This is a genomic window from Streptomyces sp. NPDC014907 (assembly GCF_055562975.1).
In genome coordinates this window covers 1-14,172 of sequence record NZ_JBVHEG010000005.1, presented here as the reverse complement: position 1 = coordinate 14,172, position 14,172 = coordinate 1, and the positions used below count along the sequence as shown (strand labels likewise).

At 75.8% G+C, this 14,172-nt stretch carries 10 protein-coding genes and 2 pseudogenes; 8 read left to right on the top strand and 4 right to left on the bottom strand.

Annotated elements, in window-relative coordinates:
• Positions 1 to 31 precede the first annotated feature (31 nt).
• From ACZ3IL_RS15430 to ACZ3IL_RS15400, 7 genes and pseudogenes are all read left to right on the top strand, one after another.
• A pseudogene (locus tag ACZ3IL_RS15430) lies at positions 32 to 433 on the top strand (cobalamin B12-binding domain-containing protein); the annotation flags it as partial.
• Between the two features lie 170 nt (positions 434 to 603).
• Complete coding sequence (locus ACZ3IL_RS15425; protein ID WP_467390522.1) at positions 604 to 1,950, top strand: methylaspartate mutase; 1,347 nt, start codon at positions 604 to 606, stop codon at positions 1,948 to 1,950.
• 142 nt (positions 1,951 to 2,092) lie between these two features.
• Entirely contained in the window at positions 2,093 to 3,106 is a 1,014-nt protein-coding gene (locus ACZ3IL_RS15420; RefSeq protein ID WP_467390521.1) for an asparagine synthetase A, read from the top strand.
• The gene (locus ACZ3IL_RS15415; RefSeq protein WP_467390519.1) at positions 3,103 to 4,440 is read left to right on the top strand and encodes a glutamate synthase-related protein; all 1,338 of its coding nucleotides are present in this window, start codon (positions 3,103 to 3,105) and stop codon (positions 4,438 to 4,440) included. The genes ACZ3IL_RS15420 and ACZ3IL_RS15415 overlap by 4 nt, the downstream gene beginning before the upstream one ends.
• A complete protein-coding gene (locus tag ACZ3IL_RS15410; RefSeq protein ID WP_467390517.1) occupies positions 4,437 to 4,817 on the top strand; it encodes a hypothetical protein in 381 nt (126 codons plus the stop codon). The genes ACZ3IL_RS15415 and ACZ3IL_RS15410 overlap by 4 nt, the downstream gene beginning before the upstream one ends.
• A gap of 341 nt (positions 4,818 to 5,158) precedes the next feature.
• Positions 5,159 to 6,448, top strand: coding sequence for an MFS transporter (locus ACZ3IL_RS15405; protein ID WP_467390515.1), 1,290 nt, complete (start codon positions 5,159 to 5,161; stop codon positions 6,446 to 6,448).
• A 7-nt stretch (positions 6,449 to 6,455) separates the two neighbouring features.
• Positions 6,456 to 7,274 (top strand): 4'-phosphopantetheinyl transferase family protein, encoded by an 819-nt coding sequence (locus ACZ3IL_RS15400; RefSeq protein ID WP_467390513.1) that lies wholly within the window; start codon positions 6,456 to 6,458, stop codon positions 7,272 to 7,274.
• Positions 7,275 to 7,381: 107 nt separating this feature from the next.
• Here the strand turns inward: ACZ3IL_RS15400 and ACZ3IL_RS15395 are convergent, their stop codons facing one another.
• Together ACZ3IL_RS15395 and ACZ3IL_RS15390 are read right to left on the bottom strand one after the other, a co-directional pair.
• Positions 7,382 to 8,476, bottom strand: coding sequence for a M23 family metallopeptidase (locus ACZ3IL_RS15395; RefSeq protein ID WP_467390511.1), 1,095 nt, complete (start codon positions 8,474 to 8,476; stop codon positions 7,382 to 7,384).
• A 653-nt stretch (positions 8,477 to 9,129) separates the two neighbouring features.
• A complete protein-coding gene (locus ACZ3IL_RS15390) occupies positions 9,130 to 10,581 on the bottom strand; it encodes an alpha/beta hydrolase family protein (protein ID WP_467390509.1) in 1,452 nt (483 codons plus the stop codon).
• 769 nt (positions 10,582 to 11,350) lie between these two features.
• On the opposite strand from ACZ3IL_RS15390, the gene ACZ3IL_RS15385 reads away from it, so the two are divergent.
• Positions 11,351 to 12,877 carry an NHL domain-containing protein gene (locus tag ACZ3IL_RS15385; protein ID WP_467390507.1) on the top strand — a complete coding sequence of 509 codons (1,527 nt, stop codon included), beginning with the start codon at positions 11,351 to 11,353 and terminating at the stop codon, positions 12,875 to 12,877.
• Positions 12,878 to 12,931: 54 nt separating this feature from the next.
• Here ACZ3IL_RS15385 and ACZ3IL_RS15380 read toward each other — a convergent pair whose 3' ends face one another.
• Together ACZ3IL_RS15380 and ACZ3IL_RS15375 are read right to left on the bottom strand one after the other, a co-directional pair.
• A complete protein-coding gene (locus ACZ3IL_RS15380; protein ID WP_467390505.1) occupies positions 12,932 to 13,438 on the bottom strand; it encodes a hypothetical protein in 507 nt (168 codons plus the stop codon).
• 47 nt (positions 13,439 to 13,485) lie between these two features.
• Positions 13,486 to 14,172, bottom strand: a pseudogene (locus ACZ3IL_RS15375) (hypothetical protein); the annotation flags it as partial.

Below are 14,172 nucleotides of genomic sequence, written 5' to 3'. Positions count from 1 at the left end.
CCCGGGGCACACGGAACTCTATTCTTCAGGCATGAAGATTCTCTTGAGCGGAACCGCGTCGGATTCCCATACGTGGAATCTCGTGTACCTCGGGCTCTTCCTGGAGGAGCTGGGGTACGAGGTCGTCGGTCTCGGGCCCTGCGCGGACGCCGACCTCGTCGCCGCCGCCTGTCTGCGGCACGCCCCCGACGCGGTGGTGCTCAGCAGCGTCAACGGGCACGGCTACCGCGACGGCCTCGCCGCCGTCCGCCGGCTGCGCGCGGAACCCGCCCTCGCCACCCTGCCCGTGGCGCTCGGGGGAAAGCTCGGCGTCGCCGGCCGCCCCCAGGAGGCGGACGTCACGCGCCTGCTCGCGGCGGGCTGCGACGCCGTCCTCGGCGAGGACCTGGACGCCCTGCGCGGTTTCCTCGCCGGATCGCGCCGAGGAGCCGCCGGGCCGCACCGGGAGACGACCGGGATGCCCCGGGAGACGACCGGGCCGCACCGGGAGACGACCGGGATGCCCCGGGAGACCACCGGTTCGCGCCGGGAGACGGCCGGATCGCGCCAGGAGACCACCGGATCGCGCCGGAAGGCCGCCGGTTCACGCGGGGAGGTGCGGGTTTGACCGCCTCCGCCCCCTCCTTCGGGACGTTCGTCGCGGACTCCGCCGCCGCCGGCCGGCTCGTCGTCCAGCCCCGCATGGGCTTCGGCGACCCGCGCCGGATGCGGGACGGACTCGAACGGACGCGGGCCGCCACCGCCCACACCGCGGGCACCCTGACCGTCGACAGCTACACCCGCGTCGGCGACCTCGCCGCCGCCCGCGCCGCCGTGGCCGAGGGCGCCCCCCTCAACGGCTACCCGATCGCCACCCACGGACCGTCCACCACCCGCGACCTCCTCGACGGACTCCACGACGAGGACTTCCCGGTCCAGGTCCGGCACGGCTCCGCCCGGCCCGGTGCCATCGTCCGGGCCCTCACCGCGGCCGGCCTGACCGCCACGGAGGGCGGGCCCGTCTCGTACTGCCTGCCCTACGGCCGCACCCCCCTGCGGGAGTCCGTCGAGGCCTGGGCGCGCGCCTGCGAGCTGCTCGTCACCACGGCCCGCCCCGGCACCACCCCCCATCTGGAGAGCTTCGGCGGCTGCCTGCTCGGCCAGCTCTGCCCGCCGGGCCTCCTCGTCGCGACGAGCGTCCTGGAGTGCCTGTTCTTCGCCCGGCACGGGCTGCGCAGCGTCTCCCTGAGCTACGCCCAGCAGACCGACCCCGGCCAGGACGAGGAGGCCGTACGGGCCCTGCGTCGCCTCGCCGCCGAGTTCCTGCCCGCCGGCGTCGAGCACCACGTCGTCCTCTACACGTACATGGGCGTCTTCCCCCGCACCGAACACGGTGCCACCCGCCTCCTGGAGGCGTCCGCCCGGCTCGCCGTGCGCTCCGGGGCGGGGCGGCTGATCGTCAAGACCGCCGCCGAGGCGCACCGCATCCCCACCGTCGAGGAGAACGTCCGCGCCCTGGAGACCGCCGCCGCGGCCGCCGCGCTCGCCGGGCCCCCGGCGCCCGGCCCCGCGACGGACACGGGCGGCGGGGCGTACGGCGAGGTGTACGAGGAGGCCCGCACCCTGGTCGAGGCCGTCCTCGACCTCCATCCCGACCTGTCCCGCGCCCTGCCGGCCGCCTTCGCCCGGGGACTCCTCGACATCCCGTTCTGCCTCCACCCCGACAACTCCGGCCGCTCGCGCGGCTTCATCGACCCCGCGGGCCGGCTCCGCTGGGCCCGCACCGGCGCCATGCCGATCCCCGCGGACCCGGCCGCCGACGCCGTCCCCCTCACGGCGGACGGTCTGCTCGCCTCCCTCCACCACGTCGCCGACCGCCACGACGGACCGCGGCGGCCCCGGGACGAGGGAGACGACGGGGGAGAGGGGAACGGCCGGAGCCGTCCGAGGACCGCCCCGCTCGCCGTCTGACCGCCCGCCGCCCGGCCCCTCACCGGGGCCCGCCCGCCGCGACCGCCCGTACCGCCCCCGCCCGCAGCCCGAACGTCCGCCCCGCCCCCGCCCGTTCCGCCCCGACCCGACCCCCGTACCCACCACGAACAGGAGCCCCGCCATGGACCAGCCCCTTCCCACCGGCACACCGGCCGCGTCGGCCGCGCCGCCCCCGCTGGGCGAGCACCTCCGCTCACCGCGGCTGCGGTCCGCCATGCGCGTCCAGCAGGAGGTCCTCAGGTCCGCCCGCGACTTCCTGTACGGCCAGGGCTTCACCGAACTCCTGCCGCCGCTCGTCGGCCCCGTCACCGACCCCGGCGGCCGCGGCGCCAAGGCGCTGGACGTCGACTACTACGGGCACCCCTACAAGCTGATGACCAGCGCCATCCTCTACAAGCAGGCGTCCCTGCACGGCTTCCCGAAGCTCTTCTACATCGCCCCCAACGTCCGTGTGGAGCCCGAGGAGACCGCCACCACCGGCCGCCACCTCGTCGAGTTCCACCAGATCGACGTGGAGGTCGCCGGCGCGACCCGGGAGGACGTCCAGGAGATCGCCGCCGGCCTGCTCACCCACGTCACCGAACACGTCTGGACGACCGTCCCCGACGTCCTCACCGGCCTCGGCCGGCGGGAGGAGGACTTCGCCGACGTCCGCGCGGGCAAGTACGACGTCCGCACCCACGACGAGGCCGTGGCCCGCCTCCTCGCCTCCGGCCACCCGCAGAACCCCGACGGCGAGATCGACTGGACCGGCGAACGGCTCCTCTCCCTGGAGAGCGACCGCCCCTTCTTCGTGGACGACTACCCCAAGGGCTCCCGGGGCTTCTACGACCGCGAGGACCCCGACCGCCCCGGCGTCCTGCGCAACTTCGACCTGATCGCCCCGCACGGCTACGGCGAGCTGGTCTCCGGCAGCGAACGCGAGTCCGACTACGCCACCATCGTCACCCGCATGCGGGAGAGCGGCGAGAACCCCGCCAAGTACGCCTGGTACCTCAAGGAGGCCCGCGAGGGCATCCCGGCCAGCGCCGGCTTCGGCATGGGCCTCCAGCGCCTGGTCCGCTTCCTCACCGGGCTCGACGCCCTCTGGCAGGTCAGCGCCTACCCGAAGCTCCCCGGGGCGGTGGCCCCGTGACCGCCCTCGGCGCCCCCGGCTTTCCCGAGGCGTCCGTACGCGCCCGGGCCCGGGGCGGCGCCGCGGAGGTCTTCCCCGACCCCGCCGCGTACGGCACGCGGCTCTTCGGCCCGGGCGGCACGGGTTCCGGCCACGGACACGGATGCGGACCCGGCGACGCCCTCGACCGGGCGCGCATCGTCCCGCCCGTCTTCATGCCCGAGCGCCTGGAGAAGCTCATCGACCTCGCGCGCGAACCGGAGTTCACCGACGTCGACCTCACCACCCGCACCGGCGGCTTCACCGCCCGGCTGCCCCTCTACCTCTCCGCCTTCGGTTCCACCCGCGCCGGCAGCGGCGACCTCGCCGTCCACGCGAGCCGGCAGGCCGCCCGCCTCGGCATCCCCATGGTCATCGGGGAGAACATGATCCCCGTCCACGGCTACCGCCGGGCCGGCGACGCCACCCGCTCCGCCCTGCTCGCCCGCGTCGAGGCCTATCTCGACGCCGCGCCCGACGGGACCGGGGGCATCGTCGTCCAGCAGTCCACCGAGGACGCCGACTCCGAAGTCTGGAACCTCCTCTACAGCGACCCCGCCACCCGCCCCCTCCTGGAGTCCGGCCGCCTCGCCTTCGAGCTGAAGACCGGCCAGGGCGCCAAACCCGGACTCGGCGGCATGACCGTCGTCGGCCGTGCCGAGGCCGAACAGCTCGCCCGCCGCTTCACCGTCCGCGAGGTCTTCGGCCCCGGCGGGGAACACCGGCTCCGCTGCGCCACCCCCGGCACCTTCACCGACGAGATCCTCCGCCAGCAACTCCGCTTCATGCGCAACAACTTCCCCAGGGCCCGCGCCTGGGTGAAGTTCCACCCCGGCCGCGACATCGCCCACGCCGCCCGCACCGCCTGGGCCGCCGGAGCGGACGCCGTCACCGTCGACGGGGCCGAGGGCGGCACCGGCTGGGCCCCGGGCGTCTTCCTCGACCAGGTCGGCCTGCCCCTCGCCGAGTGCCTGCGCCGCGTCGGCCGGCCCACCGGCTGCCTCCTCGCCACCGGGGGCATGTGGGAGGGCGGACGCGTCCTGCGCGCCCTCGCCCTCGGCGCCACCGCCGCCGGCCTCGGCCGGGCCGCCCTGATCGCCGTCGACGAGGACCCCGAACACGGTCTGGAACGACTCGTCGAGAGCATCGTCCTCGAACTGCGGCTGCTGGTCAGCGCGCTGGGCAAGTACGCGGTCTCCGCGCTCGGCCCGGAGGACGTGTGGTGGCCCGAGGGCCACCCGGACGGCTTCCGGCCCGGACACACCACCGGTCTGCCCGAGCCGGCCGGCCCCGGCCCCGCCGGGGCGACGCCGTGACCGCGCGGCGACCGCGCGGCGGCCGCACCGTCCACGCCCGCTTCTCCGTACGGGAACTCCCCGGCATCGCCGTGACCGCCCCCGGCGGAGGGCCCGACGGCACGGACGGGCTCGCCGCCGCGGCCCGGCGCACCGCGCAGCGCGCCCTCGCGGAGGCGGGACGGAGCCACCTCGGCGGCCGGGTCGAACTCCGCACCCCGGGCACCGCCGCCCGGGGCCCGCGCCGGCGGCGCGCGGTCCGCCGGGCCGCCGACCGCGCCGTGGCACTCGCCGTCGCCGCGGGCCTGCGCGGCGACACCACGGGCGTCCACGTCGCCGTCCGCCCGCCCGCCGCTCCCCGCACCGCCCCACCCCGAACCGTTCCCGGACCGCCCTGACCGGGCTCGCCGGCTCCGACCGGGCCCCCTCGCTCCGACCGGGGTCCGCCCCGCCCCGCCCCGGCCCGGGACCGGGCCGCTCCGAACCGGGCCTTTCCCCTTTCGTCCCGACTCCGACCCCGCCCCCCAACCGGGCCTCGGCCTCGACCCCGGTCCCGGCTCCGACCCCCGACCCCCGACTCCGACCCCGGCCTCGACCCCAGTCCCGGCCCCGACCCCGGTCCCGGACCGCCCGACCCGGGACCGTCCCACCCCGCCCGTTCGTCCCGCCCGCCCCTCCGCGCACCCGCCCGCTCCCGCGACCACCGACCACCGACGACCGACGACAGAAAGCCGACCCCATGGGAACGACGACCCCCGCCCCTCCCGGCACCGAGCCCTCCGTCGACTGGCCGCGCGTCAGCAGCCTCGTCGTCGGGCAGGCCGCCGTCCAGGTGGGCAGCTTCGCCCTCCTGATCGCCATGAGCTGGACCGCGGTCCAGCTCGGCGGCCGCGGTGCCGTCACGGCGGTCACCCTCGCCGCCACGCTCCCGCGCGCCCTGCTGCTCCTCTTCGGCGGCGCCCTCACCGACGTGCTCGGCCCCCGCGCGGTCCTGCTCCGGGCGACCGGTGTCCGCGTCGCCGTCCTCGCGGCCGGGGCGCTCGTCACCGCCACGACCGAGAGCCTGTGGCCGCTGGTCGCCGTCGCCCTCGTCGACGGCGTCCTGCTCGGTCTCACGGGCCCGGCCTCCGGGGTCCTGCTGCCCCGCCTCGCCTCCCAGGAGCAGCTCGGCCGCGCCAACTCCCTCTTCTCCATGGTGCTGCGACTGGCCCCCATCGCCGGGTCGCCGCTCGGCGCCTGGCTCGTCGTCACCGGGGGCCTTCCCGGCGCCGTCACGGCCGCCGCCGTCGGCTGCGCCGTCTGGCTGGGGTGCGCCGCCCACGTGACCCGTGGCATGACCCGTCCCGAACGGGCCCCGCAGGGCCCCTCCCTCCTCTCCCGGAGCGGTGACGGCTTCCGCCTCCTGGCCGCCCACCGGCGCCTGCGGTGGATGTTCGTCGCCTGCTTCTGCATGGACCTGGCGTTCCTGTGGCCCGCCGAGGTCGCCCTGCCCCTGCGCGCCACCGACCGGGGCTGGGGCATCGGAGCCGTGGCGGTGGTCCTGGCCGCCTTCGGCGCCGGCGCGCTCGCCTCCGCCGCGCTCGGCGCGATCCTCGCCCACCGCGTCCCGGTCCACGTCAAGCTGGTGGTCACCGGGGCCGGCCTCGCGGCCGGCATGGCGGCCATGGCGCTCGTCCCCACGGCCCCGGTGCTCGCGGCGACGGCCGGCGTCGTCGGCCTCCTGTCGGGGCTCAACGGCCCCGCCCTCGTCACCGCCTACCAACAGGCCGTTCCCGAAGGCCGGATGGGCGCCGCGATGTCCACCTTCACGCTCTCCGGCATCGGCGCGGCACCCCTCTCCCTCGCCGTCTTCACGCCCGTCTCGCTGCACCTCGGGGTGACCGGGACCTGGCTGCTCTGCGCGGGCCTCGCCCTCCTGTCCCCGGTCGCCGCGGCCGTCGCCCTGCGCGGCGGCGGTACGGACCCGGCCGCGTCGCGCGCCGGCGCCCGTGCCCGTACCGCACCGGAGATCACCGCCACTTCCGTATGAGGCAGACATGACCCGACTGGTTCTTCCGCCCCCGTCCGCCCCTCCGCCGTCCGCCCGGCCCCCGTCCGTTCCGTCCCCACCCGTTCCGTCCCCGCCCGTCCCCCCGCCGTCCGTCCCTCCCGCGGCGGGGCTGCTGGCCCCGGTCGCGCTCCCGCTCCTCACCAGGCCCCTTCCCGGGCCGTCCGGACTCCGGCCCGCGCGTCCGGAACTGTGGCTGGTGGCCACCGACGTCCACCAGGAGAGCGTCGGCAGGTACGGGTCCCTCATCCTGGACGGGACGGAACTGGCGCGTGCCGGGGAGTTCCGCCGGCCCGCGGACCGGGCCACCTACCTGTGCGCCCACGCGGGGCTGCGCCGTCTGCTCGGGGCCCGGCTGGGGGTCGCGCCCCGGGCCGTGTCGGTGGCCCGGGCGCCCTGCCCCTGCTGCGGCGAGCCGCACGGCCGTCCCGTCCTGCCCGACGGGCGCCTGCACTTCTCGCTCTCCCACTGCGAGGGGCTGAGCCTGATCGCCCTCGCGTCCACCCCGGTGGGGGTGGACATCGAGCGCGTACCGCCGCCGCACACGGTCGCGGAGGCCGACGAGGTGCTCCACCCGGCGGAGTCGGCGGAGCTCGCCGCCCTCGCCCCGGCCCGCCGTCCCGGGGCGTTCACCCGGGTGTGGACCAGGAAGGAGGCCTATCTGAAAGGGCTCGGGACCGGACTCGGCGCCGACCCGTCGGCCGACTACGTGGGTGCCGGACCGGTCCCCGCCGCGCCGGCGGGGTGGTTCCTCGCCGACGTCCTCGTCCCGGACGGCCACCGGGCGGCGGTGGCCGTGCGCCTGTGACGCCGTGCGCCTGTGACGCCGTGGGCCGCCCCGCCGTCCGGGCGGTCCCGTGACGGGGGGCCTTCGCGCGCGGTGACGGGACCGCGCGCGAAGGCCCGGTGCGGTCGTCAGTTCACGCGGTTGTAGATCGCGGTGCCGGGGCAGGCGGTGTAGCCGAGGCGGGCGCCGCAGCCGGAGTACTGGCCGGAGCCGTTCCACCACGTCCAGCCGCCGATGGTGCGGCCGTTCAGCCAGGTGTACTGGCCGACGTAGTTCGCGTCGTACGTGCGCAGGCTCCAGTGCACGTGGGCCCCGGTCGCGGAACCGCCGGCGCAGGTGTCGGTGCCGATGGTGCCGAGCAGGGCGCTGCGGGCGATCGCCGTCCCGTTGTAGTAGGTCGTGTTCCGCATGTGGTAGTAGTCCGTGGAGAAGCCGCCGGGGTGGATCACCCGCGTCCAGCCGCCGCCGGCGCCGCACATCGAGGTCGCCGTGCCCTCGCGGGACGAGCGGACCAGGCCGCTGGCGTTGCCGCCGGCGAAGTCGAGGGCGCTCCAGTAGCCGGTCGCGCCGTCGTGCGCGTGCGGACCGCCGGTCAGCGTCATGTAGTAGTCGGGCATCCAGGGCAGCAGCAGCCCGTTGGTGTTGGCCTGGGCGCCGGCCGGCGACAGCTGCGTCCCCGCCGTCCCCGCCGTCCTGTGCTGGGCGTACGCCGTCATGGTCCGCCGTTCCGCCGCGCCGATCAGCGGGGACTCGGCCACGTGGTCGGCGAACGCGCGGTCGCCTTCGAGGCCCGGGACCCATCGTCCGTCCTCGCGGTGGGCGGTGTAGAGCCAGCCCTCGGGCGCGCCGTGCCGCGCCCGCGACGCCTCGACGTAGGCGACGCCGCGGGCCCAGTCGCCCGAGACGGCGCGCACGTCGACGACCACCTTGCGGCCCTCGGCGGCGAGCTTGTCGACGGCGGCCTCCGGGGCGAGGCCCCTGGCGTCGTGGGACCGCGAGAGGACGCGGGCGGAGACGGCGTCCACCAGCTCCCGGCGGTCGGTGCCGAGGCGGTCGGCGACGGCGGCGGGCATCTTCACGGTGACCCCGGCGTACGGTGACCCGGCGGCCACCGGGGTCGCGGGCGAACCCCCGGGGCTCGCCGGCGCCGAAGGCGCGACGGCGAGCAGCCCGGTGACGGCGAGGGCGGTGACGGCGATTCTCGCGGACAGTCCGGAGAACATGGGCGGTACCCCTTTCCTGCTGTTTCCTGCGGGACTCGTGCGGCTCTCGTGCGGCTCTCGTACGGAGGGGCCTGCCGGGCGGGCAGGCGGCGCGGAGAAGGAGTCGGGGGCAGTGGTCCGGTGCGGGTGCGGTCACCGTGTCCGGAGGTCCGGACGCTCCGGACCGGGGGTGGGACGCGTCGGTGTCGGGGGTTTCCGGGGAAGGTTCGGTGACCGGGCGCGGCGGTGGCCGGTCCGGGTGGTCCGGGGGAGAGGGCGCGGAGCGCGTTCGCGCGCCGACCCGGCCCCTCCTCGCTTTTGGCATGTACCTGCGAGAGTGTGGCGCCCCTTGTCAACGCGCGTCAACCACGTCGGGGCCTCGTCATTTGTCGGCCCAATGGCGGTGGGGCGGAGGCGGTTCCGGATGCCGTTCCGAAGACGCCGGGGAGGTCCGGGACGAGCACGGAGGTCCGGGACGAGCACGCCGGCGCCCCGCCCGGCAGACGTACCACCGCCCCCGCCGGCCGGGCGTCCGCTTCCCGCCCGGACGCCTTCGCCGGACGCCCGTCGTCCCCGCCCCGTGGGCCGCACCCGGGCGTACGCCCTTCCCCCGTCGGCCCGGTGACGACCTCTCGGCCCGGTGACGGCCCCCCGGGCCGTCGCGGTGCGGCCGGTCAGCCGCCGTCCGGGCGGTGGACGCTCAGGTCGCCGTACGCCGACAGGACGGCGGCAGGATCGCCGGGCGCGTGCCGCAGCGTGGCGTCCAGGAAGGCGAGGGTGGCCCCGGCGACGACGCGCGTGCTCTCGGTGCGGCCCAGGGAGCCGACCAGCGAGGGCACGGGCGGCAGGTACAGGGGGCCGTCCATGAAGGAGAGGTGCGTGGTGCCGGGGACGGTGAGGCGGTAGCTCGTCGCGGTACCGGCCGCGAGGGCCCGGGTGAGGCGGGGCAGGTAACGCGGGTCGGTCCCGGGGGCGACTGCCTGGGTGAGCGCGAGCGCCGGCTGGTGGAGGGCGGGGGAGAGGGGGCCGTGGGGGTAGCCGTCCAGATCGACGACGGCGTCGAACCGGCGGTCCCGCCGGGCCGCCTGCAGGGCGGCGGCACCGCCCATGGAGTGGCCGGTGACCGCGACCCGGCCGGTGTCCAGGCGCCCGGCCGGCAGACCGGCGGCCCCCTCGCGGTCCAGGTGCTCCAGCCGGGTGAGGACGAACCCGAGGTCGGCGGCCCGGACGGCCGTCCAGCCGGCCGCCGACCCGGCGTCCTCGTCGCGGTCCCCGGTGGAGGCGGTCGCGGAGCGGATCGTCCGGCCGTCGGCGAGGACGACGGCCGAGGAGTCGTAGGGGTGGTCGAGGGCGGCGACCACATAGCCGTGGCTGGCCAACTCCTCCGCCCAGGCGGTGTTCTGGGCGCGCGCCCCGCCCGACCCGGGAGAGAACAGCACGACCGGGAACCGCTCGCTCCCGTCGGCCATGGGGGCGCCGGCGACCGAACGGGTGCGGGCGCGCGGGACGCCGTCGACCAGGAAGGCGGGCAGGCCGGCCCCGCGGGCGAGGGCCTCGGAGACGACGCGCGCCTCGTCCTCCGTGCGCCCGAGGTACCGGGCCCGAGGCGTGCCCGCGGGGCTCTTCCGGGCGGGATACCAGAGCTGGACCACGACCGTGCGCCGGTCGTGCGGATCGGCGGTGAAGCTCTCGGGACGGTGCGGGTCGGTCCACTGCGTCACACGGGTGCCGACGGCGAAACGGCCCGACGGCTCGGGGAACACGGGTACGGGAAAGGCCCACGCTGCCGCCGGGCCCGTGGCGATCAGGGCGACGCAGACCACCGACCCCGGCAGCGCCACCCACCACCGGGCCCGCCGCACCGGCCGGCCGGCACGCCGCCGCAGCAGGGGAGAGACGGCGAACGGCGACGCGACGGCGGCACCCGCCAGAACGGGCAGCATCTGCCAGCGGACCCCCACCACGCCCAGCACGGCCACGGACAGCACGAGAAGCGTCCCCGCCGCGATCGTGACGCGCGGGCGGGCCGCGGGAGGGAGCCAGCGCGCCGCCACCAGCGTGACGGCGCCCAGCAGGGCGAGGAACTCCGGAGGGGACATGGACGGCCCCGTGATGATCTCGGTCACCCCGTCATCCTCGGGCGGAACGCACGGCGCCCACATCGGCCCCGGGTCGCCCCCGTCTGCGACCGGAGGCGTAACGCGCGGCACGCCCCCGTACGACCGGAGTCGCACCCGGACGCCCCGCCCGTGCGACCGGAACCGGTCCGGACGGGACCGCGGAAGGGCGGACATCGCCCGCGGCGACCCCGCCCGCACGCCGCCCCGCGACCGCCGCTGCGACACCTGCCCCGTCCTGTCCGAGGAGGCCGGATTCCGGCACCTCCGGGTCCGGCGCGAACCAGGGCCGATCGGGAGGTGTGAGCGCCGGAACGGGGGGCAGGCGGGTGGTGAGCGCATGGGACCGCTCCGGATATGAGGGGCCCTGCCGGACCTCCCCCTCCGGCGGGCTCCGGGTGGTCGAACGGCCCGCACCGGATGAAGGTGCGGGCCGTTCGGCGCGCACCCGGCCGGTGGCGCCGCACCGTTCGCGGCCGCCGGTACGGTCGCCGCCGACGTCCGGCGACGGCCCCGGCGGGAGCCCCCGGGTCCCGGCGACGGTACGTCCCGACGAGAGTTTCCCGGGAGGCCGTTCCGGGTCGCTCCGCGACGGCCCGCAGGACGGGACCGCGCCGAAGGAGCCCTCCGGTGCGCGCGGAGGGGCCGGTGGTCGCCGTCAACGCGCACCATGAGAATCACTCGGAGGTGATCTTGCCAGCCCGGCGGGCCTGTGACTTTCTGGAACCATCACGCGACCTTCCGTAGCGGGCGGTCGGTGGACGGCGAAGGGATGACGATGAGCACTCCCCAGACGGCGGCCCCGGGCGACGGGGGTTCCGCCCCTCCGGTCAGCACGGTCACGGGCACCGGCGCCCCGGGCTTCGAGGGCGAAGGAGAGCCCGCCGCTTCGGCCCGGGTGAACCGTCCGTACGGGATCGCGGTGGACGGCAACGGCACCCTCTACTTCTCCGACTACAGCAACCACCGCGTCCGGAAGATCACCACCGACGGGAAGATCAGCACGGTCGCGGGCAACGGAACCGCCGGTTTCGGCGGTGACGGCGGGCCCGCCGCCGCCGCCCGGCTGAACTGCCCGCGCGGGGTGGCGGTGGACGGGGCGGGCAACCTCTACATCGCCGACGACGGCAACCACCGGATTCGCAGGGTCGCGGCCGACGGGACGATCAGTACGGCCGTGGGCACCGGTGCCGCCGGGTTCGGCGGTGACGGCGGGCCCGCCACCGCCGCCCGGCTGAACCGGCCGTTGGCGGTGACGGTGGACGGCGCCGGCACCGTGTACCTCTCCGAATACAACAACCAACGGGTCCGGAAGGTCACGGCGGACGGAACGATCAGCACGGTCGCCGGCACGGGCACGGCGGGCTTCGGCGGTGACGGCGGGCCCGCCACCGCCGCCCGGCTGAACCTCCCCTACGCGGTGGCGCCGGGCGACGAGGGCGTCCTCTACATCGTCGAGTACGGCAACCACCGGGTCCGGAAGGTCGCGGCCGACGGCACGATCAGCACGGTCGCCGGCACGGGCACGGCGGGCTTCGGCGGTGACGGCGGACCGGCCGTCTCGGCCCAGCTGAACAACCCGATCGGACTGGCGGTGGACAGCACCGGCGCCCTCCACATCGCGGACTTCGCCAACCACCGGGTCCGGAAGGTCGCGGCCGACGGCACGATCAGCACGGTCGCCGGCACGGGCACGGCGGGCTTCGGCGGTGACGGCGGACCGGCCTCCTCGGCCCAGCTGAACAACCCGTTCGGTCTGGCGGTGGACTGCGTCGACACCCTCTACGTCGCCGACTACGGCAATCACCGGATCCGGAAGATCCCGTCGGCGAAGATGGCCGGGATGCCCGACTCGGGTGCGGTGGTCTCCTGGGCCAACGTCCGCAGCGGGCTGCGGATGGGGGTCCACCGTGAGTCCCTCAAGGACGGGGCGGAGGCCCATCAGGCCCTCGCCGCTCCCCGGGACCACCAGCGGTGGCGGCTGGTCGCGGCGGGCCAGGACGACGGCGAGGTCCTGTACCGGATCGAGAACCTGCGCAGCGGCAAGGTCCTGGAGGTCGCCGAAGCACGGGAGACGGCCGGAGCGGTCGTCGCGCAACGCGCCTACGAGGGGGGCGACGCGCACCACCAGCACTGGAGGCTGATCCCGATGGGTTCGGCGTCCGAGACCCCGCGGGTCTTCGAGATCGCCAACCGCAACAGCGGTCTGCTGCTGCGGGTGGACACCAACGCCCGTACGGCGGTCAGGCAGCACGGGGCGGAGGGCGACCACCGGGACCGCCGGTGGCGGTTGCTCCCCGTGTGACGCGCGGGAGGGGTGGGGGCGGTCCCGCCCCCACCCCTCCCGGCCTTCCCGGTCCTACTGGGAACGGGAAGGCTTCTCCGCGGTCGCCCGGGGCGCCTTGGGGGCCTCCGGCGCCTTGGGGGCGTCCGGGGTCTTGGGCGGCTTGGCGAAGTCGTCCTTCCCGGGCCTGTTCTCCAGGTCCGGGTCCTTCTTCAGGTCGCCCTCCTCCTCCACCGTCGCCTTCGCCTTCCTCATGCCGGCGGACGCGGCCCCGGTCACTGAGCCGGGGTCCTGGGCGTACCGGGCCTGCGCGTCGGCGGACGCCCGGGCGGTCTGGATGAAGGAGCCGAGGAAGCCCAGGACGGCCCGCGCTTCGGGTGACGTCTCCTGCACGACCTTCGCGCGGGAGGAGGCGCCGTGGATCGCGGTGCTGAACAGGCTGGGACTCGTGTCGTCGTACGTGTCGTCGTCGGAGTCCTCGAAGTCGACGTTCTCGCCCGGCCGGGGCTTCGTGCCGTCGGTGGTCACGGAGAAGAGCCCCGCGTTCCTGCCCGCGGAGTTGAAGATGTTGCCGAACACCATGGTCGGTCCCCTCTGGTCGTTTTCGTCGTGGCGGCGGTGCCGCGCGGTCAGGGCTGCTTGTACAGGGTCTGCTGGCTGACGGTCAGGGCCTCGATGTCGAGCAGGGTGTGGTACACGTCCAGGGCGGAGACGACCTCGGCGAGCCCGTGCATGTGGAAGCCGCCGGGGGTCAGGTCGAGGTCGTTGATGTCGCGGGCGACCGTGTGGTCGAGGCCGGGGTAGGTTCCGGGCTGCGGGGGAGCAAGGACCGCCACCGGGACGGCGTACCGCACCGCGATCAGCCCGGAGAAGGTCACCGGGATCTCGTAGGTGTACTGCTTGCGGGCGCGCCGCTGGGTGACGAGTGTCTGCACGCGGGAGTTCGGCGGCACCTTGCCGGAGATCTGCGACTTCGAGGCCCAGCTGGTGGTGAGCGAGCCGCCGACGGTGGCCGCGATGCCCAGGGCCAGCTGGGCGTTGAGCGAGGCGTTGCCGGTGGCGCTGCCCGTGGTGGTGAACCCCACCGAGTTGGTCATCGTGTTCGACGAGGAGTTCGTCGCGGAGCTGCTCGCGGACGTCTCGGTGGTGTTGGCGTTGTCGACCCCGACGCTGTCCTTGCTGTTCTTGTTGGTCACCGTGTTCGCGCTCTTGTTCGCCGTTCCGTTCTGGCACGACGCCGCGAGCTGCGACTGCAGGTCCAGCCGGAGCTGGTTCTGGAGCTGGAGCTGGAGCGACGCGCCGACGCTGCCGCCGAA

Coding starts and splice junctions, on each gene's coding strand:
- ACZ3IL_RS15400 (WP_467390513.1), top strand. CDS start 6,456: ATGACCCGACTGGTTCTTCCGCCCCCGTCCGCCCCTCCGCCGTCCGCC.
- ACZ3IL_RS15420 (WP_467390521.1), top strand. CDS start 2,093: ATGGACCAGCCCCTTCCCACCGGCACACCGGCCGCGTCGGCCGCGCCG.
- ACZ3IL_RS15385 (WP_467390507.1), top strand. CDS start 11,351: ATGAGCACTCCCCAGACGGCGGCCCCGGGCGACGGGGGTTCCGCCCCT.
- ACZ3IL_RS15380 (WP_467390505.1), bottom strand. CDS start 13,438: ATGGTGTTCGGCAACATCTTCAACTCCGCGGGCAGGAACGCGGGGCTC.
- ACZ3IL_RS15395 (WP_467390511.1), bottom strand. CDS start 8,476: ATGTTCTCCGGACTGTCCGCGAGAATCGCCGTCACCGCCCTCGCCGTC.
- ACZ3IL_RS15405 (WP_467390515.1), top strand. CDS start 5,159: ATGGGAACGACGACCCCCGCCCCTCCCGGCACCGAGCCCTCCGTCGAC.